This is a genomic window from Nocardia sp. NBC_00416, assembly GCF_036032445.1.
In the GTDB taxonomy this organism is placed as follows: Bacteria; Actinomycetota; Actinomycetes; order Mycobacteriales; family Mycobacteriaceae; genus Nocardia.
Map to the genome: position 1 here is coordinate 1,002,703 of NZ_CP107932.1, position 19,231 is coordinate 1,021,933.

A 19,231-nucleotide genomic window follows, 5' to 3' on the forward strand; every position below is an offset into this window, starting at 1 on the left:
GCGGTAGGGCGGCGGATCATGTTCCGATGCCCACCCTGCTGTCGTGCGCCGATCCGCTCGATCCACGACGGACCGATCCGCACTTCGCCGCCGAGACCGCCGCTGCTCGCGAACTCGGGGCGACGGTGGGGCTGATCGACCACGACCGGCTGCTGGCCGGCGATATCGCGGCGGCGGTTCGGAAAGTCCCCCGCGCCGCCGGGCCGGCGTGGTACCGAGGCTGGATGATCCCCTCGGCCGCGTACTCGGCATTGGCCGACGCCCTCGCGGCCCGCGGAACACCACTGATGATCGGTGCCGCGGCCTATCGCACGGCGCACGAGTTACCCGGCTGGTACGAGACATTCGAGGCGGTGACTCCAGCGAGCCGGTGGCTGTCCGGTCCGCCGGGGCAGGTCCCGGACACCGCGACGCTGGCGCGCCTGGCCACCCCGCTCGGTGGCGGCGCGGGCATCGTCAAGGACTTCGTGAAATCCGCCAAGCACGTCTGGGATACCGCCTGCTACATCCCGGACCTCACCGATAGCGCCGGCCTGCACCGGATCGTGGCCGCTTTCGTCGCCGAGCAGGACCGCTACCTCGCGGGTGGAATCGTGCTGCGGGCATTCGAATCGTTCGGCGCCGGTGCGCGCCGGGCGGCGGAGGCGAGGGTGTGGTGGCTGGACGGGGTGCCGTTGCTGGTCGGCGCGCACCCGGACACACCGGACGAACGTCCGGTGCCGCCGTTGGACCGGGTCGCCGCGTGCGTCGCGCGACTCGACGCCCGTTTCGTCACAACGGATCTCGCGGTGCGCGAGGACGATGTCTGGCGGGTGGTGGAAGTCGGCGACGGCCAGGTATCCGACCTCCCCGCGGGGACCGCGCCCGAGCTGATCGTCGGCGCACTGCTCGGCACCCCCGATCGGCGGACGGTATCCCCGAACTGACCCGGCTGCCGGATCGTTCGCACAGGGTCCGCTGGAGTGCGTAGTCCGGGTCTCCGGGACACCGGCGTCGGAACTACCGTAGCCCGGGCTACGGCAGGCCGGCTGTCACTCCGGCGGCGACCGGAGCTGTCCGCGGGTCCGGATGCCGAGTTCGGCGAATATCCGGCGCAGCTGCCATTCGACCGTGCGTGGACTGAGCAGGAGTCTGGCGCCGATCTCGCGATCGGTGAGCCCGTCCCGGACCAGCCTGACGACCTGCGTCTCCTGGGCGGTGAGATCGTTTCCGGCGGGTGCGGCGGCGACGCGGATGCGCTCGCCGGTGGCGGTCAGTTCGCCGGCCGTCCGGTGGGCGAAACCGTGCATACCCATGCTGGTGAACAGTTCGTAGGCGGTGCGCAGATGTTCACGGGCTTGCGGGACCTTCCGGGCACGGCGCAACCATTCGCCGTAGAGGAGGTGGGCGCGGGCCAGTTCGCCGCGCAGACTGGTGCGGCCGAGACGCGATATCGCTTCGAGGTAGAGATCTTCGGCTTCCGAGCCGTCGCTCAGCAGGGCATGAGAGCGGGCCTCGATACCGGCGGCCCAGTCGGTGCCGGTGGGCCGGGTGACCTCGGTGAGCCGGACCAGCGCGTCGAAGGCCCGGTCGGTCGCCTCGATATGGGATGCGGCCTCGATGAATTCGACGAGCGCCCAGGTGGGTATGCCGACGTCGAGCTGAACGTATTCCTCGTTGGCCGACCGTGCCGCCTCGGCCGCCTCGTCGTAACGGCCCAGACTGTTGTAGAGCACGGCCCGGGCCCAACCTGCAACGACCGGTCCGATGCCTTCGCCGCGGTCTACCGCGCCCTCGTCCACGCGGCGGGACAGGTCGAGGCATTCCGCTTCCCGGCCGCGCCACGCGGCCACGAACAGCGCGGCGTGCAGCGGCGCCGCGGCGCCGACCGCTTCGGAGACCGTCAGGATCTCGGTGGCCGACGATTCGGCTTCGGGCAGTTCACCGTCGAGGACGTGCACGATACAGCGCAGCATGAGGGCGATGGGAAGTGCCGAGGCCCGACCGGTCACCCGGACCAGGTCGAGATTGCGGATACTCAGTTCGGACAAGGCATCGTGATCCCAGAGACCGATGGCCGTGACACAGGTCAGCCATAACCAGCGCAACGCTTCGTTGGGCGGCAGGTCGGGTTCCCGCATCGCGCGCAGCGCCGCGCGCAGGTCGGGCACGGCGGCAGTGTGGCCTTCGAGGATCCGGGTGGACAAGGCGTCGAGCAGGAGACCGGCCGCCCGCGGCTCGGCCGGAGCGAGCGTGTCGCGCGCCGCCCGGGCGGCATCTTGCTGCCCCCGGCGATACGCGCGGGGACCGGCGAACATCGACGCCTCGATCACCTCCAGATACGCCTCGCGGGCGCGGGCGCCGTCATGGGCGGCGAGCCGCCGCGCGGCCTCGAGCAGCAGCAGCGGCGCCGCCATACCCCGATGGGTGGTGAAGGCGATCCGGGCGCGTACCAGCTCGGTTTCGGCGCGTAACCGGTCGTCGATCGGTCCGGCTTCGGCCAGCGACACCAATTTCAGAGCCGTATCGGGATTTCCCGCCTCGTGTGTCACTCGTGCGGCGATCAGCGCGCGCTCCCGGCGGCGTCCCGGGTCGGGTGTCAGTTCGGCCGCGCGGGCCAGGAAGGCCGCGGCCGCCGCGACACCGCCGCGGATCCGGGCCCGCGCGGCCGATCGCTCGAGTTCCGCCGCGATGCTCTCGTCGGGACCGGACGCGCCGTGCGCGGCGTGCCAGGCACGACGGTCGGGGTCGGCGGCGGGATCGGTGGCCGCGGCGAGCGCGCGGTGCGCGCCGCGCCGGTCGTCGGGGCCGGCTGCCCAGTAGACGGCCGACCGCACGATCGGGTGAGCGAACCCGACGCGTCGGCCGATCGTCACCAGACCGGCGGTGACGGCGGGTTCGGCCGCCGCGACGTGCACCCCGAGGTATTCGGCCGCCGACCACAGCAAGGCGGGTTCGCCGGTCGGTTCGGCCGCCGCGACCAGCAGTAACTGTTGGGTATCGGCGGGGAGTTCGGCTATGCGCCGCAGATACGCGGTCCGGATCCGCGTGTCGATCTGCCGCGTGATCGGCAGGCCGAAGCCGCCTGCCAGCTCCACCGGACTCGAGATCTTCGGCAGTTCGAGAAGGGCGAGCGGATTGCCCCGGGTTTCCGCGACGATCCGGCCGAGGACGTGCTCGTCCCACGGACCCTGGATGGTCGTGCGCAGCAGTGCGCGGGCGTCCTCGTCGGGCAAACCCTCGATCAGCAGTTCCGGCAGGCCGGCGGGCTCGGCGGGGTCGGCATCGGCGCTCTCGGGTGCCCGCACCGCGAAAACAAGGGCGACCGATTCGGCGACGAGGCGGCGGGCGGTGAAGGACAGCGCCTGCACCGACGCCCGGTCGAGCCATTGCGCATCGTCGACGAGGCACAGCAGCGGCCGCTTCCGGGCGGCCTCGGCCAACAGGCCCAGGACGCCGAGTGCGACGAGGAACCCGTCGGGCGCGGGTTCGCCGCCCAGGCCGACCGCCGCGCTCACGGCGGCGCGCTGCGGCGCGGGCAGGGCGGCGAGTTCGCCCATCATGGGCGCGCACAGCTGGTGCACACCGGCGAACGCCAGCTCCATTTCCGACTGCACTCCGGTGACCCGGGCGATCCGGAAACCTCGCGCGCTGTCGGCCAGATACTCGAGCAGCCGGGTTTTGCCCACTCCCGGTTCCCCCCGGAGCACCAGTGTCCGGCTCTGCCCACCCCGAACGGTCTGGAGCAACTGGTCGAGCTGTTCGCATTCGGGCTGTCGGCCCGGAACTCGCGACGGCGAGAGCGGACCGCCCGATGAGTCGAACGAGTGCACGGCGTCTTCCGCGGCGGCGGCCCGCCCCTGCGCCCGACGGCTTCGGCTCGACCCGCGAGAACGGCCGAACCGGCCGGAAGCGTCACCGGCCGAACCAAGGGTCATGGGAGTCCGGTGACCGGCGCTGTCGGCGTCATGGGTTCAGCGTAACCAGCGCTGTCGTGTCCCGCTCGGGATGAAGGCGTCCGCATCTTCCCGCCGAGATGCGGTCGGGGCCGTCGGGTGATCAGCGACGATCCGTCCGACACGTCGGCAGTGGGATGGGACACATACTCGGGCATCGGGTATGAATACGTCCGGTCTAGACTGCTGCGGATGAGCTGGTGAGATTCCCTGGAATTTTCGCACTCGGTACGAGCGACGGTGGGCGACGCGGTCGGAACCAAGGGTGAGTCGATGAATGACGGCAAGACGCTGCGGGCCTGGTGGAACGATCCGGTCGACTACCGCTGGCTGGTGCGCACCTTGGCGGCTCGATCGGCACTGGGTCCGCTGAAGGCGCTGATCGGCGTCGCGGGCGCGGCGATCGCGGTGATGGGCGCGGTGATCGCGGGCACGCCGGTGGGACCGGTCGGCAGTCCTGATATCGCGTCGACCGTCGGGGTGCTGTCCGGGACGCTGTGGGCGCTGCGCTGGTGGCTGCTGCCCTGGCCGAGCCGGACCGAGTCGCTGATACTGATCGGCTGCGCCGATGTGCTGTTCACGCTGGAGTTCCTCCAGCTGCCGGACCGGCTGTTCGGGGCGATGGGCGCGTTGCTGCTCGTGGTCACCGGCAGTTACCTGGGCTTCTTCCACAGCGCGCGGGCGCTGGCCGCGCATTCGGCGTGGTCGCTGTTGACGGTGATCGTGTTCTCGGTGCGTATCGCCACGGGCGGCGGTGATATCCGGCTGGCTCTCGCGGTCGCGCTTCTGTTGTTCGTGTCGGTCGTCAGCGCGCTGCCCGCGTTGCAGCTCCTGTACTGGCTGCTGCGCACCGAATCGCTGTCGGACCCGCTGACCGAACTGCTGAACCGCCGCGGCCTGGAGATCCGGCTGCCGCTGTTGGTGGACCGGTACCCCGCGATCTGCGTCATGACCTTCGATCTCGACCGGTTCAAGAGCGTCAACGACGCCTGGGGCCACCCTGTCGGCGACACCGTTCTGGTACGGACCGCCCGACGCCTGCACGACGCCGCGAGGGAAACAGCGGTCGTGGCGCGCACCGGCGGCGAGGAGTTCGTGGTGGCCGCGCCGATCGCCGCCGTTGCCGCGCGGGCCGAGGCCGAACGCCTGCGGCGTGCGGTGGCCGAACCGCCGGAGACCTCGGTGGAGGTCACCGCCAGCGTCGGCGCCGCGGTCTTCGACGCGACGGTCTGTCCCCGATGTCCGCGCCCGACCCCGGACGAGCTGCTGCACGCCGCGGACGCCGCCATGTACCGGGCCAAACAGTCCGGCGGGAATCTGGTGGTGGTCGACGAACTCACCCCGCCGCGCGATCACCGCCACCCGGTTCCCGGATAACGCGCCTGCGGTCAGCGCTGGCTCGCACCGGGTACGGGCTTTGCCACTCGGCCGACATCAAGGCCCGGTCTCAGGTCTCGTTCGTGCCGCTGTTGCGGGCCTCGACGGCCGCGACCGTCTTCCGGAACGCCTTTCGCAGGACGCCTGTGCCGATGGTGCCGACCACGGCTCCGACTGCTCGGCCCCGGAGGTTCTTGCCCTCGCGCACCACGACGACGTCGATGTCGGTCTTGCCGTCGGGCCGCACCGTGAAGGTGTAGGTATGGCCCGAGCTGCCGCCCCACAGGTTGGAGTCGGTGGTCGTCATGACCACGCGGGCGGGGTCGGACCAGTCGTAGTGCAGGCGCTCCCAGATGCCGCGTGATCCCTCGGTGACGTCGGCTTCGGTGGGGCCGCGGTGGTGTACTTCGAGGTACTGCTCGGTGCTGTTTCCGAACAGTTGCTCGCGGCTGGGACCGAAGTCGGTGAGTGCCGCGACGAACTGTTCGGGTGTCGCCGTCGTGGTCGCGGTGAAGTGGAGAGTTGCCATGGGTGCTCCTCGTGCTCGACGGTGGCAATCTGCGTCTGTGACCGGGCTCGGCGTGGTGTTTGCGCCCGTTATTGCTGGGTGGCGATCGGTCGCGGGTACGAACTCTGCATGGACAGGATGTGGATCTCGAGATCCTGTTCGAGGTATTCCATTCGACGTTCCCAGAAGGCGCGCATGTGCGGAAGTTCGAGATGCCGGTCGAGGTCTTCCTTGGACCGCCAGACTTCGTAGAAGGCGAAGGTGTTCGGATCGGCGGCGTCCTCGTGGAAATGGTATTCGAGGGCGCCCTCCTCCTCCCGGGTGGGTGCGACGAAGGACAGCAGGAGTTCCTTCAATTCCGCGGCGCGGTTCGCTTTGGGGCGAGCGAAGCCCATGAGGGCGTAGGGACGTGCGGCGGTAGGTACGAATGATGTCATACCTAGGGACGGTAGCCTCCTCCTAGGTATGATTCAAACCGTACCTAGTGGAGGGTGGAGATGGACGACCAACCGGATGAGGCGGAGATGGACCTTCGGGCGGTGCTGGCCGCGCTGGCGGACAAGAACCGGCTCGAGGTGGTCCTGGCCCTGCTGGCCGACGCCGAGGGAGCGGAGCGGCATTGCAGTTCGTTCGGCCTGCCGGTTTCGAAAGCCACTCGGACCCATCACTTCCGGGTCCTACGGCAGGCGGGTCTCATTCGGCAGGTCGATCGCGGGAACAGCAATATGGCGCAACTGCGGCGCGCTGAGCTGGCGCGGCGATTCCCTGGATTGATCATGCTGCTCGCGGCGGAGAACGAGCGCCGGGCCGGGCCGGGCCGTTCGGAGTCCGATCTCGGCCGGATATAGATCGCTCGATCTACCGGAGTGCCACCGGGTGCGAGCGGTGGCACTCTTCGCTGGAGGTCGTTATCCGAGTGCGACCGGCAGGGTGGCGTACCCGTGCAGGAAATTCGAATACAGCGGTTGCGGGGTACCCGTTGCGACGATGGTCCGTGCGCTGCGGCGCAGTTCGTCGAGCACGGTGGCGATCTCCAAGCGGGCCAGCGGCGCGCCGATACAGAAATGCGGGCCGTAGCCGAAGGCCAGATGAGGGTTGGGCTTGCGCTCGAAGCACACCGTGTCCGGATCGGCGAATCGGTTCTCGTCCCGATTCGCGGAGACGTTCCACAGCGTGACGATGTCTCCCGCCGCGATGCGCACCCCGTCGATATCGACGTCGGCTCCCGCGACCCGGCCGAAATGCATGGTGGGGGCGAAGCATCGGATGATCTCCTCGACCGCGGTGCCGAGCTCGTCGACCGCGCCGAATCGTTGCCACAGGGCCGGATCTTCCGCGAACGCGTGCACCGCGTTGATCATGGTCAGCCGGGCCGTCTCATCGCCGCCGAGAATGATGCTGTAGCAGTTGGTGACGATCTGCTCGTCGGTCAGCGGCGCTTCCTCGAACTCCGAGCCGATCAAGCCGGCGATCAGTCCGTCGCCCGGACGTTTTCGCTGGGCCTGTACCTGGTCGAGCAGGCAGAGCAGTATCTCCTGGCGCGCGGCGAGTGCCGAGACGGCGGACTGCTCGGCATCGTCGGAGCTGAGCGCTTGTTTGGTCGACGAGACCAGCAGATCGTGTTCGCTGTCCGGAATGCCCAGCAGATCGCAGATGGTCCAGATGGGAATGCGGGAGGCGATCTCGTCCGCGAAGTCGAATCCACCCGAACCCGACCGCCCCGCCAGCAATCGTGCGGTGCGCTCACGAATTCGAGATGCCAGTGACCGCACCGCTTCCCGGGTGAGTGCGGGGGTCATCAGCCGACGCAGCCGGTCATGCCGCGGCGGGTCGGTGACCGCCAGCATTCTGCCCGCGGCATTGTCTCGGCCGGCGAGCAGCGTGAGCAGGACATTGCCGCGCTGCGAGGTGAACTGTTTGCTGTCGCGATAGATCCGCACCGCCGGGTCGTGGGCGCACACGACCCAGAACCCGGGATGGGCGGCGGAAGCCTCGTGCCAGGAGATCGGCTGTCGTTGCCGGCGGTCGCGCCAGAATTCCGCCATATCCGCTCGCGCGTGCGTCCTCGGCTCGGTGAGATCCCGGGACCGCGTATCCTCGCGGTTCGCCGCGGGCAATATTGTGGTCATCCGCCGCTCACCAGGTCCGGAATCGACAGCAGCGGGGCCAATTGCGCGGGCGAGGGCGCGTCGAGCAGCATTCGCATCGTCATCTCCACACCGAGCGTCTGACGGATACTGCGGGTGAGCCGCGCGGCTTCCATGGATTCGCCGCCGAGATCGAAGAAACTGTCCGCCGGATGGTATTCGGGCAGAGCCAGGATCTCCGCGAACAGCGCACAGAGCACCCGTTCGGCCGCGGTCGCCGGTTCCGGGGCTGTGCGCGTCGAACGGGGGGTGCGAACCAGATCCGCTACGGCCGCGAAATCGGTCTTCCCGTGTGGTGTACGCGGCATTTCGGTGACGATCTCCACCCGGTCGGGCAGGAGATGGCCGGGCAGGTGCCCGACGAGAAAGCCGCGAACATCATCCGCCCTGATCCCGGCGTCGACCACGACACAGCAGACGAGTTGGGTATCGGTCGCGACAACCGCGGACTGACGCACCCCGCGACAGCGCAGTGCGACGGTTTCGATATCGGCCGGCTCGATGCGGCGGCCGCGCAATTTGATACGCCGGTCCATCCGTCCGAGGAATTCGAGCTGGCCGTCGGGCAATCGGCGGACCAGATCACCGGAGCGGTAGAACCTGTCTCCGGTCACCGGATCCGCGACGAACGCTTCCGCGGTCTCCTGCGGCATTCCGAGGTAGCCGCGCGCCACGCCGAGTCCCCCGATCCACAGTTCGCCCGCCGTGCCGGGCTCCGCCGGAGCGCCGTCTGCACCGACGACCCGCAAGGTGGTGCCCGCGATGGCGTGCCCGATCGCGAGAGGTCGCGCGGATCCGGTCAGCGGATCGCTGATGGTGGCGCACACGGTGGTTTCGGTCGGCCCGTAGGAGTTGACGAGTCGGTGCCGGACCGTCCATTCGTCGACCACCGCCGCATTCGCCGCTTCACCGGCGATGACGAGGCTCAGTCCGGCGGGCATCCGGTCCTCGGGAATCGCCGCGAGCACAGACGGCACCATGATGGCGTGGGTGATCCGCTGCGCGACGATCGTCTCGGCGATCGCGAGGCCGTCGGTCAGCTGATCGTGCCCGGCGAAAACCGCCGTGGCCCCGGCACCGAGCGTCGAGGTGATCTCCGCGAGCGAGGCGTCGAAGGATGCGGGGGCGAATTGCAGCATACGAGAGCCGGGCCTCAGTTCCAGCGCCGCGGCGGTGGCATCGGCCATCGCGAGAATGCCTCGATGCGGCACCGCCACGCCCTTCGGCGTGCCCGAGGAACCGGAGGTGAAGATAACGTAGGCGAGGCTGTCCGGCTCGATGGCCGGATACGTCGGGTGGTCCGCTACCGCCGCTCCGGGCGGCGGAACGGTGATTGTGAGGATCTCGCCGGGGAGTGCGGGTTTCGCGGCTTCGGGGTCCAGCAACGCCAGCCGGATCGGGCAGGCCGCGAGGACATCGGCTGTGCGGTCTCGTGGCTGATCGGCCGCGAGCGGCACATACACCGCACTGAGACGCCAGATGGCGAGCATTGCCGCGGTCGTATGGGGCGTGCGCCGCGGCGGCGTCACCACCGCGATCGACTCCGATTCGGTGACACCGGTTTCGACCAATTCGGCGCATATCCGGTCGATCCATTGATCGAGTTCCCGGTAGGTCAATGTCAATTGGCTATTTGTCAGCGCGACTTCGTGCGCGATACCGGGAATTCGTTCTTCCAACCTCTGCAACCAGACCCGATTCGGCGGTTGTAGCGGCACCTCATCAGGCATTTGCACGCTGGTGACTGTAATTGAGCTGTTCGACCGGCGTGTTACATGATCACCAACATTGGGAACAGCGCGGGGTTGCTCGGTGATCCGGATTCACCGGCCGGACAGGAAGTCGATGAGCACGCGATTGACCTCCGCGGGGCGCTCGAGGTAACCCAGATGGCCGCACCCTTCTATTTCGACGTAGCGGGCGCCGGGAATCGCCGCCGCAACTTCGCGGCAATACAGCGGTGGTGCCAGCTGATCGTCGGAGAAGCCGATGATCAAGCTGGGTCTGGTGATTCGCTCGTAATCGGCCAGTCGATTGCGAGAGTGGTCGATTCCGAGTTGCGCCCGCACACCGGCTGTCGTCGGCACGGACGCCGCGAATTCGAAGGTGTCGAGCCACTGCTGGGCCTGCGCCGAATCTGCCAACGTCCGCGGCGACAGGTGCAGGGCCGCCTCGACGGCGGCGCTGTACTGGGCCGGAAGTCGGACGCCGCTGTCGTGGAGCGCGGCTCGACCGGCTGTGGTCGCGAGCAGCATCGGGTGCGGTCGGCCCGCCGTGGCCAGCAGCACCGCATGATCGATGAGGCCCGGATGGGCCAGAGCCAGCTCCTGCGCCACCAGTGCGCCCAGCGAGGTGCCCACGATATGGGCGGGCGCGCCCAGATATTCGATCAAGGCGGCCGAATCGGCCACCAGATCTTCCAGGGTGATCTCGGCGGAACTCTCCTCGGCAGGGGTGATTCCTCGATTGTCGAAGGTAGCGACGCGGAATCCGGCGCGCACCAGGGCCGGTACCTGATAGGTCCGCCACACCCTGCCGGGATTGCCGCTGCCCATGATCAGCAACACCAGCGGCCCGGCACCGGCTTCCTGGTAACTCAACTGGATACCGTTGATGAGCACTGTCGACATGGTGTTGAGGTTCCGCCCGGTTCCGTACCCTCGACTTGCCGCCGAGCCTTCGACGCAGAAATTAGCAGTGCGCGCGCCGCCCGCCCGCACTGCATTCCCAGGGGTGGGATCAGGTGCGGGGAGTGTCGAATGCCGCAGGCGTGGACGTCCGCGTACCCAGGAGGCGTCGCGGCGTGACTAGTCCAGGATTCGCCGGGCGACGTTGGTGGTGACCAGGTCGAGAAGTTCGTCGGCGCGGCCGGCGAGGATGGTGCGGATGGCGTAGACGGTGAAGCCCTTGGCCTGCTCCGCCGAGACGGCCGGGGGAATCGCCAGTTCCTGCCGCGCGACGACGACGTCGACCAGCGCCGGCCCTTCGTGCGCGAAGGCTTCCTCGATGGCCGGCTCCAGGTCACCGGGCTGTTCCACACGGCGCCCCCAGATCCCCATCGCTCGGGCTACGGCGCCGAAGTCGGGGTTCTCCAGGTCGGTGCCGAAGTTCACCACCCCGGCCGCCTTCATCTCCAGTTCCACGAAATTCAGCGACGAGTTGTTGAACACGATCACCTTGACCGGCAAGTCGTTCTGCAACAGCGTGATCAGCTCGCCGAACAGCATCGTCAATCCGCCGTCCCCGGCGAGTGCTACCACCTGGCGTCCCCGGTAGGCCGTTTGCGCGCCGATCGCATGCGGCAGTGCGCAGGCCATCGTGCCGTGGGTGAAAGAGCCGGTCAGCCGCCGCCGGCCGTTCATGCTCAGATAGCGTGCCGCCCAGATCGTCGGCGATCCGACGTCGAAGGTGAACACCGCGTCGTCGGCGGCCAGTCGATTCACCACGCCGGCGACGTATTCCGGCCGGATGGGTGTGCGGTTCCGGTCGTCGACCGCCAGCGCGTCGAGTGATCGACGAGTGCGGCGGTAGTGCCTCAGCGACCGGTCCAGGTGCGTCCGGTCGGTCTTCCGCGTCAGCAGCGGCAGTAGTGCGTCGATCGTGTCCTCGACGCTGCCGACCATGCCCACGTCGATCGGGGTGCGCCGACCGAGGTGGCTGCCGCGGATATCGACCTGGACGACCGCGGCGTCCTCGGGATAGAACTGCGTATACGGGAAGTCGGTGCCCAGCATCAGCAGCACGTCGGCTTCTTTGATCGCCTTGTAGCCCGAGGCGTACCCGAGCAGTCCCGTCATCCCCACGTCGTACGGGTTGTCGTACTCCAGATGTTCCTTGCCGCGGAACGCGTGCACGATCGGCGAGCACAGAGTATCGGCCAAGGCCATGACCTCGGCGTGGGCGCCGCCGGTCCCGGCCCCGCCGAGAATCGTCACCCGCGACCCGGCGTTGAGGATGTCCGCCGCACGGCGCAGTGTGGAGTCGTCCGGCCGCACCACCGACCGGGTGGGCAATACCGGACGGCCACCCCACCGCTCATCGGACAAGCGGCTCTGGAACACCTCGCCGGGAATCACCACGACAGCCACCCCGTTCTCCTCGACCGCCGCCCGCATCGCCATCTCCACGACACGTGGGGCCGACTGCGGGCCGGCGATGAGTTCGCAGTACACACTGCACTCGCGGAACAACTCCTCGGGATGAGTCTCCTGGAAATATCCGGATCCGATCTCGCCGATCGGGATGTGCGCGGCGACGGCGAGTACCGGAACCCTGGTCCGCTGCGCGTCGTAGAGTCCGTTGACGAGATGAAGGTTGCCCGGCCCGCAGCTGCCGGCGCATACGGCGAGGCGGCCCGTCAGTGCGGCGTCCGCGGTCGCGGCGAACGCGGCGGCCTCTTCGTGCCGCACATGCTCCCACGTGATGCCGTCCGATCGCCGTATCGCGTCGGTGAACCCGTTCAGACTGTCACCGGGCAACCCGTAAACACGGCTGACACCGCTGACCTGCAACGCAGAGATCATGTGTTGAGCAACCGTCGCCATGGCCCGACCCTACGCGCGCCGAATGCGATCTCCGGCGAGGCGAGGCGAGGCCGCCGCGCCGCAGGACCTGTGACATGACGCCGCCGCGCCGATCGGGTCGGCGCGGCGGCGATGATTCAGGACGCGGGTTGCAGCGGGCCGATATAGGTGCCCGGGTGGGTGGCGGCGTCCTGGCGCTGCACGCTCACGCCCGCCGGCCACGGCGCCTGCAGTGGGGTGGTGGTATCGGGCGGGGTGAGGACGATCGTCGCGGGGACCCAGCCGCCCGGGCCGCCCGGCAGGTAGGTGAGCAGGCTGCTCACCGCGGCGCCCGGCGCCACCGTCACCGGTGCGAAATCCACGTCCTGACGGGGCAGCTGATAGGTCGGGCCGAAGGCCGGATCCGCTGGGCCCACCAGGTCGACGCCCGGGAATCCCTGTACCGCGCAGCTTTGCGCGGAGGTGTTGGTCAGGACGATCTCCAGCCGGCGCTGGCCGGGTGAGTCGGACGGCCGGTCACGGGTGCTCGGGTTCAGTGTTTCCGCGGTGCACAGGACCGGTGTGGCCGCGCTGGTCGCCGCCGGGATGAACATCGCCGCCAGGGCTGCCGTCGCGGCAACAGCCGTTCCCGCGACCCGCGACTTCATCGACGTCATGGTTCCTTTCGAATTGCGATACATCACCATGCCATTGGAACAGATACGTCATCCGGGTGGGCAGGGTCGTAGCGCTGAGTCCCGGGCTCGTTCGCGTCTCTTGCCGTCAGCTGACGAGCGGTGGTGACGGCGGGAACTTGACCGGCAGCGCGGTCAGGGAGCGATGGAAGGGGCCGGGGCGCCAGACGGGCCCGTCGGGGAAATCCAGCTCCATCTCCGGTAGCGCGTCCAGTAGCTGATCGATCGCTTCCTGGGCCACCAGGTAGGCCGGTGTCTGCGCGGGGCAGCTGCGCTGGCCGAGGCCCCAGGACAGGTGGGAACGATTGCCCCGGTGGTCGTCGGAACGGATCGCGGGATCGTTGTTGCAGGCGGCGATGCTGATGACGACCGGTTGGTGGGCGGGCAGCCAGACGTCGCCGATCAGAATCGGCTGCCGGGGGTAGGTGATGAGCAGGTTCGCCATCGGCGGGTTGTCGAAGAGCGCCTCGTCGAGTGCGTCCCGTGTGGACAGGCTGCCACCGAGGACGCTGCCGCCGAAGCGGCCGTCGCCGAGGATCAGCAGCAGCGCATTGGCGATGAGGTTCTGCTGGGGCTCGATCGTCGCACCGTATATACCGGTCAGCTGGTGGGCCATCTCGTAGTCGTCGAGCTGGGCGGGATGCTGCAGCAGCCGCGACGTCACATCGTCGGCGGGGTCGGCGCGTTTGGACGCGGTCAGTTCTGCCAGGGCGGAATGAAGCATCTGGTTGCCGGTGTCGGCGTCGACACCTTCGAGCATGGCGGCCATGCCGTCGGCAACCCGCTGTCCGATCTCCGGCGGGCAGCCCAGGAGTGCGTTGCAGACGCCGAATATGAGCGGGAACGTGTACTGGAGGAGGAGATCGGCGGTCCCTGCCTCACAGAAAGACCCGATCAACTGCACGGACAGCTTTTCCACGGTCGCGCGTAGCCAGTGCAGGTCCACATCGGCCAGTGTGGTGAGCTGGGCCGCCCGGTAGCGCTGGAAGTCCGTCCCGGTGCTGCGTCCGGGGATCGGCCGCCACTCCATGACCGGCAGGACCGGGCAGTCGGCGGCGACGCCCTGCTGCCACGTGCGCGGGTCTCCCGGGAAATGTTCGTGATCATTGAGGATGCGTACCGCGGTGCTGTGCTCGATCACCAAGGTCGCGGGGACGCCGGGGGCCAGCTCGACGGGCACCATCGCCCGATGTTCGCGGCGCATCCTCGCGAACACCGACTGGGGGTCCGCGGCGAACTCGGGTTCGTACAGCGGGAACCGCGGGCCGGCCTCGGTGAAAGGCGAACTGTTGACGAGGCGGGCGCCGGGGGTGGTGTGTGGTGTGGTCGTCAAAACGGGTCTCCATAGTAGTGCGTGACGTGTGCCGAGAGATTCCGATCGGATACTCGGCACACGGTAGGACCCTACGGTAGGGGTGGATGTAATACGGTGTGGCCCAAAGCGGTTCGACACCGGCTCGAAATGGGAGGATGCCGGATCGGATCGGCGCTGGTGGGCCCGTGAATCGGGGCGGCCGTCATTCGTGGACAGGCGGGGTTCAGGGCGGGTACCCGGGTGCGGGGCCGCGGTCGGCCGTAGCACCGGCTTCCCGGTCATCCGCCTGCGAGCTCGGCCTCAGCCGGCATCTCGGGAGGAGATGATTTTCTCGACCCCGTCGAGTAGGCACCGTAGCCCGAACTCGAAGATGCTGTGCGGCTGTGAGGCTTCGATGGCGTCGGCGCCGAACCGCGCGATCATCGGCAGCGCGCCCGAGGTGAACGCTTCCTGGATTCTTCCGCTCCGCGCGCCGAGCCACTCCTCGCGGGTGTCGTGCGCGAACTGCTCCACCGCCAGTGGATAGGCGGAGCTCTGTGTATGGGTGGAAACCATGATCGCGATCCGGACCATGGTGGGGAATTCGAGGCCGAGGTTGTCGACAGCGCGGATCCGCCAGTCGGTGTACGACATCAGTTGCGGGGCGATCGGAGGCCGGGTCGTCAGTGCGAAAAGCTGCGGGACCCAAGGGTGTTCGCGATAGATCTGCCATTCGTTGCGGGCGGAGAGTTCCAGTTTGGCGCGCCAGCCCGGCGGGCCGGGTTCCGGTAATGGATGCTCGCCGAAGACCACGTCGATCATGAGTCGCCCGAGCTCCTCTTTCCCGGAAACGTAGCGGTAGAGCGACATCACGCCGACGCCGAGTTCGGCGGCGGTGCGGCGCATAGAAGGGCCGGCGCCGCCTTCGCGGTCGATCAGATCGATCCCGGCCCGCACGATGCGATCAACGGAGAGCGCGGCGCCCGGAGCCTCCGTGGGTTCGGTGGCTCTTCGCTGTTTCTCCGCGACACGCTCCCGGTACGCGCGCGCCCGGCATGCGCGGGAGCAGTACTTCGCGGGTCGGCCGCGGACTCCGGGGGGCAGTTCGCGGCCGCAAATTTGACAGGTGGGCATCCGGACCTCTTTTCGTCACGATGGCGGTTCGGTGACGAAAGCCTACCCGGAAAAGGTGATGTGTGTCGAAAATTAATGGATTCCATCCATGAAAGTGCAGTTTAAAAGGGGAATATCTGTCGAACTCTATGGCTTCCCGATCATTCGGGTACGGTGTATTTATGACTCGTACGATGTACACACAGAATAGGTCGCAGCCAGCTGCGCCCGCGCGCTACAGCGTGGAGTTGCGTCAGGTGGTGAAGGTGTACGGGGAAGGCCCTGGCGCTGCCAGGGTCCTCGACGGTGTGAGCCTGGGATTCCCGCGGGGGACGTTCACGGCGGTGATGGGACCGTCCGGCTCGGGAAAGAGCACGCTGCTGCAATGCGCGGCAGGGTTGGACCAGCCGACATCGGGGTCGGTTCGGATCGAGGGAACCGAACTGACGACCCTCGGCGAGCCCGAATCGTCCCGCCTCCGCCGCGACCGGTTCGGCTTCATCTTCCAGTCCTACAACCTGGTCCCGACCCTGACTGTGGCACAGAATGTCACGCTGCCCATGGAATTCGCCTCCCGGCCGATACCGAAAGGTGCGGTGCGTGAGATCTTGGCGCGGCTCGGCCTGGAGCAGTACGCGCAGACGCGGCCGGCGGCGCTCTCGGGCGGTCAGCAACAGCGGGTGGCGATCGCCCGAGCACTGCTGAGTGCTCCCGCCGTGATCTTCGCCGACGAGCCGACCGGTGCTCTGGACAGCCGTTCCGCCGCCGAAGTGCTCACTCTGCTGCGCGAGGCGGTCGACAGCTGGGGGCGAACCATCGTGATGGTCACCCACGACCCGGTCGCCGCGGCCGTGGCCGATGCCGTCGTCTTCTTCGCGGACGGGCAAGTGGCTGACGTAGTCCCCCACCCCAGCGCCGCCGAGGTGGCCGCGCAGATGACGCGGCTGACCGACGGCGTCGCCGCGCGAGGCGGCGCCCGATGATGTGGCGTTTCGCTCTGCGCACGGTATCCGCGCGCGTGTCGGCGTATATCGCTTCCGCGTGTGTGATCGGGGCCGGAACGGCGTTGCTCACGGCGTTCGCCGCGCTGGTCGAGACCGGTATGGCCGCCCCCGGGGACAGCGGAGAATCGTTGGCCATCCTGGCGGCGATCATGGGTGGCTGGACCGTCGTTGTCGTGGCGTTCGGGATCGCTTCCACGGTCACTCTCGGAATCCAGCAGCGCAGAAGGGAACTGGCTCTGGTCCGGTTGATCGGAGCGGAGCCCCGTCAGGTGCGCGCGATGGTGCTGGTGGAGACGACTGCCGTGGCGCTGCCCGCGGTGGTGGTCGGTCTCGTGCCGGGAATCGCGCTGGGCGCATTCCTGCTCGGCCGAATGGTCGCGGTCGGCGTGGTCGATGCGTCGATCGGGTTTACCGTGAACGCGACGACCCTCATTGTGGGCGCGACGGTCTCGTTGCTGTCCGCGGTGGCGGCGGCAGTGCTCGCGGGGCGGCGCGCGGCGGCGGTCGCCCCGGTTCTGGCGTTGGCCGGCGCATCGGGTGCGGAGGTCCGCGCGTTGTCGCGGTTCAAGGCGATCGTGGGCGTGACGTTTGTGTTGATCGGCATCGGCTCCGGGGCGGCCACGCTGTGCACAGCCGACGGACCGCTACTCGCCGCGGTAGCCGGGCCCGCGTGTATCGGAGTCGCCGTCGGCCTGGCGCTGTTGAGCCCTCTCGTCGTCACGGCGGTTGGGCGGATCGCGCCCCTGATTCCGAGCAGCGTAGGTCGGTTGGCCGTGCGTAACCTGCACGCCCGCGCCGCGGACGCGAGCACGGTCGTCGGCACACTGACCCTGCTCGTCGGCATCGCCGCCGGCACTCTCTACATGCAGAGCACCGAGGACAGTATCGCCGGTCGTGCACCGAATGACATCGGCCCGCAGTTCGCGGCAGCGAACTACCTTGTCGTCGCGATGATCATCGCCTTCTGCTCGATTGCGGTCGGCAACTCGCTGATCGCGGCGACCTGGCAGCGCCGCAGGGAGTTCGGCCTGCTCCAGTTGACCTCCTCGACGCGGAATCAAGTGCTGGGCATGGTCGTTGTCGAAAGCGCGGTCGCGGCCGCTATCGCAGTCGTTCTCGGCACGATGGCGGCGGCAGCCACCGTCGCTCCCTACAGCATCGTCAAAACCGGGTCACCGATTCCGGGCGGTCCATGGTGGATGTACCCCGCCATCGTCGTGGGCGGTTTATCGATCGCCCTTGCCGCGACGTCGTCGACGACGGTCCGCGCCACCCGCATGCGGCCGGTCATCGCCCTGACCACACCGTGAACTCCGCACCGGAACGACCTCCGCAGCGAATCCGCGTCCAGTAGGTACAGAAAGTAGGCAATCATGGCCGAGCGTCGGGAGTTCGACCTCACCCTCTTCGGTGCAACAGGGTTCGTCGGGGAAACCACCGCCCGGTACCTCGCCGGCGCCGCTGGAGATTCCGCGCGCATCGCGCTGGCCGGGCGTTCACCGGAGAAACTGCGCGCACTACGCGACAGCCTGGGACCGGGCGCCGCGAACTGGCGACTGATCGTGGCCGACGCGGCGGATCAGGACACCCTCGACACCCTCGCGGCACGGACCGCGGTCGTGATCACCACCGTCGGTCCTTATCAACGGTACGGTCTACCGCTGGTGGCCGCCTGCGCGGAGGCCGGGACGCACTACGCCGACCTCACCGGGGAATCGATATTCACCAGGGACGTGATCGACCGATACCACTCGCGGGCGGTCGCCACCGGGGCCAAGATCGTGACATCCTGCGGCTTCGACTCGATTCCTTCGGACCTGAGCGTCTACCAGCTGTATCGTGCTGTCGTCGCGGACGGCGCCGGTGAACTCGAGGACACAACCCTCGTCGCGACGGTGAAAGGTGGTGTCAGCGGCGGCACCATCGACTCCGCACGTGCCATGTGGGAAACCATCGCCGCGGACCCCGCCGCGGAAATGCAGATCTCGGATCCCTATTCGCTGAGCCCGGACAAATCGAGGGAACCGCGCGTCGGCCGCCAGTCCGATCACGCATTCGGGCGCGCGGCCGCCATCACCCCGAGCTTGCGGGGCTGGGTCGGCACATTTGTCATGGCACCGCACAATACGAAGATCGTGCGCCGCAGCAACGGGCTGCTCGGGTGGGTCTATGGTGCGAACTTCCGCTACCGAGAGGTGATGGACGCGGGGACCTCGCCCGCGGCCCCGTTGATCGCGGCCGCGGCCGCGGGCGGTGTCGTCGCCGGAATGCGCACGGTCGCGGTGCTGTCGAGGTCGTCGCCGGGCCGCAGGCTGCTGGATCGGGTGCTGCCCGCGCCGGGTACCGGACCGGATGAGAAAGCACGCGCCCAGGGGTGGTTCCGGATGACGACACACACCCGCACCTCTACGGGCGCGGAATACCTGGCAACCTTCGCTGGGCAGGGGGACCCCGGATATCAGGCCACCGCGGTGATGCTCGGCGAGAGCGGCCTGTGCTTGGCCTTCGACGGCGCCCGACTCTCCGAGAGTGCTGGAATCCTCACTCCCGCAACAGCAATGGGTGAAGCGCTCACGGACCGGCTGCGTGCCACCGGGATGGTCATCGACGTCGTCGCACGACCACACCGGAGCTGACGCTGTTGTGGATGTTGCGG

General features: G+C 68.3%; 16 protein-coding genes. 6 read left to right on the top strand and 10 right to left on the bottom strand.

The features are described from left to right. Window positions 1-26 precede the first annotated feature (26 nt). Window positions 27-926, top strand: coding sequence for an ATP-grasp domain-containing protein (locus OG804_RS04545; RefSeq protein ID WP_328394178.1), 900 nt, complete (start codon window positions 27-29; stop codon window positions 924-926). 105 nt (window positions 927-1,031) lie between these two features. Here the strand turns inward: OG804_RS04545 and OG804_RS04550 are convergent, their stop codons facing one another. Beyond that, the gene (locus tag OG804_RS04550) at window positions 1,032-3,812 is read right to left on the bottom strand and encodes an AAA family ATPase (RefSeq protein ID WP_328394179.1); all 2,781 of its coding nucleotides are present in this window, start codon (window positions 3,810-3,812) and stop codon (window positions 1,032-1,034) included. 396 nt (window positions 3,813-4,208) lie between these two features. Here OG804_RS04550 and OG804_RS04555 point away from each other — a divergent pair, with 396 nt between their 5' ends. Beyond that, window positions 4,209-5,312 (top strand): GGDEF domain-containing protein, encoded by a 1,104-nt coding sequence (locus OG804_RS04555; RefSeq protein WP_328394180.1) that lies wholly within the window; start codon window positions 4,209-4,211, stop codon window positions 5,310-5,312. Between the two features lie 70 nt (window positions 5,313-5,382). Here OG804_RS04555 and OG804_RS04560 read toward each other — a convergent pair whose 3' ends face one another. Together OG804_RS04560 and OG804_RS04565 are read right to left on the bottom strand one after the other, a co-directional pair. After that, window positions 5,383-5,841, bottom strand: coding sequence for a hypothetical protein (locus OG804_RS04560; RefSeq protein WP_328394182.1), 459 nt, complete (start codon window positions 5,839-5,841; stop codon window positions 5,383-5,385). Window positions 5,842-5,909: 68 nt separating this feature from the next. After that, on the bottom strand, window positions 5,910-6,257 hold the full coding sequence (locus tag OG804_RS04565; protein ID WP_328394184.1) for a putative quinol monooxygenase: 348 nt from the start codon (window positions 6,255-6,257) through the stop codon (window positions 5,910-5,912). 60 nt (window positions 6,258-6,317) lie between these two features. Between OG804_RS04565 and OG804_RS04570 the strand changes: the two genes are divergently transcribed. Beyond that, a complete protein-coding gene (locus OG804_RS04570; RefSeq protein WP_328394186.1) occupies window positions 6,318-6,668 on the top strand; it encodes an ArsR/SmtB family transcription factor in 351 nt (116 codons plus the stop codon). A gap of 60 nt (window positions 6,669-6,728) precedes the next feature. On the opposite strand, the gene OG804_RS04575 is transcribed toward OG804_RS04570, so the two are convergent. From OG804_RS04575 to OG804_RS04605, 7 genes are all read right to left on the bottom strand, one after another. Beyond that, window positions 6,729-7,949: a cytochrome P450 gene (locus OG804_RS04575; RefSeq protein WP_328394188.1), complete on the bottom strand. Its 1,221-nt coding sequence runs from the start codon at window positions 7,947-7,949 to the stop codon at window positions 6,729-6,731. Continuing rightward, window positions 7,946-9,697, bottom strand: a complete 1,752-nt coding sequence (locus tag OG804_RS04580; RefSeq protein ID WP_328398225.1) for a non-ribosomal peptide synthetase — start codon at window positions 9,695-9,697, stop codon at window positions 7,946-7,948. Before OG804_RS04580 ends, OG804_RS04575 begins: the two co-directional genes overlap by 4 nt. Window positions 9,698-9,790: 93 nt before the next feature. Further along, on the bottom strand, window positions 9,791-10,597 hold the full coding sequence (locus OG804_RS04585; protein WP_328394190.1) for an alpha/beta fold hydrolase: 807 nt from the start codon (window positions 10,595-10,597) through the stop codon (window positions 9,791-9,793). Between the two features lie 177 nt (window positions 10,598-10,774). Beyond that, window positions 10,775-12,511, bottom strand: a complete 1,737-nt coding sequence (poxB, locus tag OG804_RS04590) for a ubiquinone-dependent pyruvate dehydrogenase (RefSeq protein WP_328394192.1) — start codon at window positions 12,509-12,511, stop codon at window positions 10,775-10,777. 116 nt (window positions 12,512-12,627) lie between these two features. Then, a complete protein-coding gene (locus OG804_RS04595) occupies window positions 12,628-13,146 on the bottom strand; it encodes a DUF4232 domain-containing protein (RefSeq protein WP_328394194.1) in 519 nt (172 codons plus the stop codon). A 106-nt stretch (window positions 13,147-13,252) separates the two neighbouring features. After that, window positions 13,253-14,497 carry a cytochrome P450 gene (locus OG804_RS04600; protein WP_442941739.1) on the bottom strand — a complete coding sequence of 415 codons (1,245 nt, stop codon included), beginning with the start codon at window positions 14,495-14,497 and terminating at the stop codon, window positions 13,253-13,255. Between the two features lie 282 nt (window positions 14,498-14,779). Next, on the bottom strand, window positions 14,780-15,415 hold the full coding sequence (locus tag OG804_RS04605; RefSeq protein WP_328394196.1) for a TetR/AcrR family transcriptional regulator: 636 nt from the start codon (window positions 15,413-15,415) through the stop codon (window positions 14,780-14,782). Window positions 15,416-15,765: 350 nt separating this feature from the next. Here OG804_RS04605 and OG804_RS04610 point away from each other — a divergent pair, with 350 nt between their 5' ends. The 3 genes from OG804_RS04610 to OG804_RS04620 are packed head-to-tail and all read left to right on the top strand — an operon-like array spanning window position 15,766 to window position 19,211. Further along, on the top strand, window positions 15,766-16,554 hold the full coding sequence (locus OG804_RS04610) for an ABC transporter ATP-binding protein (protein WP_328394198.1): 789 nt from the start codon (window positions 15,766-15,768) through the stop codon (window positions 16,552-16,554). Then, the gene (locus tag OG804_RS04615) at window positions 16,551-17,885 is read left to right on the top strand and encodes an FtsX-like permease family protein (protein ID WP_328394200.1); all 1,335 of its coding nucleotides are present in this window, start codon (window positions 16,551-16,553) and stop codon (window positions 17,883-17,885) included. The genes OG804_RS04610 and OG804_RS04615 overlap by 4 nt, the downstream gene beginning before the upstream one ends. Window positions 17,886-17,945: 60 nt before the next feature. Continuing rightward, a complete protein-coding gene (locus OG804_RS04620; protein ID WP_328398229.1) occupies window positions 17,946-19,211 on the top strand; it encodes a saccharopine dehydrogenase family protein in 1,266 nt (421 codons plus the stop codon). Window positions 19,212-19,231 lie beyond the last annotated feature (20 nt).

What these genes read in the sequence shown, in the direction of transcription:
- OG804_RS04545 (WP_328394178.1), top strand. Translation starts at nt 27, where the DNA reads ATGCCCACCCTGCTGTCGTGCGCCGATCCGCTCGATCCACGACGGACC.
- OG804_RS04555 (WP_328394180.1), top strand. Translation starts at nt 4,209, where the DNA reads ATGAATGACGGCAAGACGCTGCGGGCCTGGTGGAACGATCCGGTCGAC.
- OG804_RS04560 (WP_328394182.1), bottom strand. Translation starts at nt 5,841, where the DNA reads ATGGCAACTCTCCACTTCACCGCGACCACGACGGCGACACCCGAACAG.
- OG804_RS04565 (WP_328394184.1), bottom strand. Translation starts at nt 6,257, where the DNA reads ATGACATCATTCGTACCTACCGCCGCACGTCCCTACGCCCTCATGGGC.
- OG804_RS04570 (WP_328394186.1), top strand. Translation starts at nt 6,318, where the DNA reads ATGGACGACCAACCGGATGAGGCGGAGATGGACCTTCGGGCGGTGCTG.
- OG804_RS04575 (WP_328394188.1), bottom strand. Translation starts at nt 7,949, where the DNA reads ATGACCACAATATTGCCCGCGGCGAACCGCGAGGATACGCGGTCCCGG.
- OG804_RS04580 (WP_328398225.1), bottom strand. Translation starts at nt 9,697, where the DNA reads ATGCCTGATGAGGTGCCGCTACAACCGCCGAATCGGGTCTGGTTGCAG.
- OG804_RS04585 (WP_328394190.1), bottom strand. Translation starts at nt 10,597, where the DNA reads ATGTCGACAGTGCTCATCAACGGTATCCAGTTGAGTTACCAGGAAGCC.
- poxB (WP_328394192.1), bottom strand. Translation starts at nt 12,511, where the DNA reads ATGGCGACGGTTGCTCAACACATGATCTCTGCGTTGCAGGTCAGCGGT.
- OG804_RS04595 (WP_328394194.1), bottom strand. Translation starts at nt 13,146, where the DNA reads ATGACGTCGATGAAGTCGCGGGTCGCGGGAACGGCTGTTGCCGCGACG.
- OG804_RS04610 (WP_328394198.1), top strand. Translation starts at nt 15,766, where the DNA reads ATGTACACACAGAATAGGTCGCAGCCAGCTGCGCCCGCGCGCTACAGC.
- OG804_RS04615 (WP_328394200.1), top strand. Translation starts at nt 16,551, where the DNA reads ATGATGTGGCGTTTCGCTCTGCGCACGGTATCCGCGCGCGTGTCGGCG.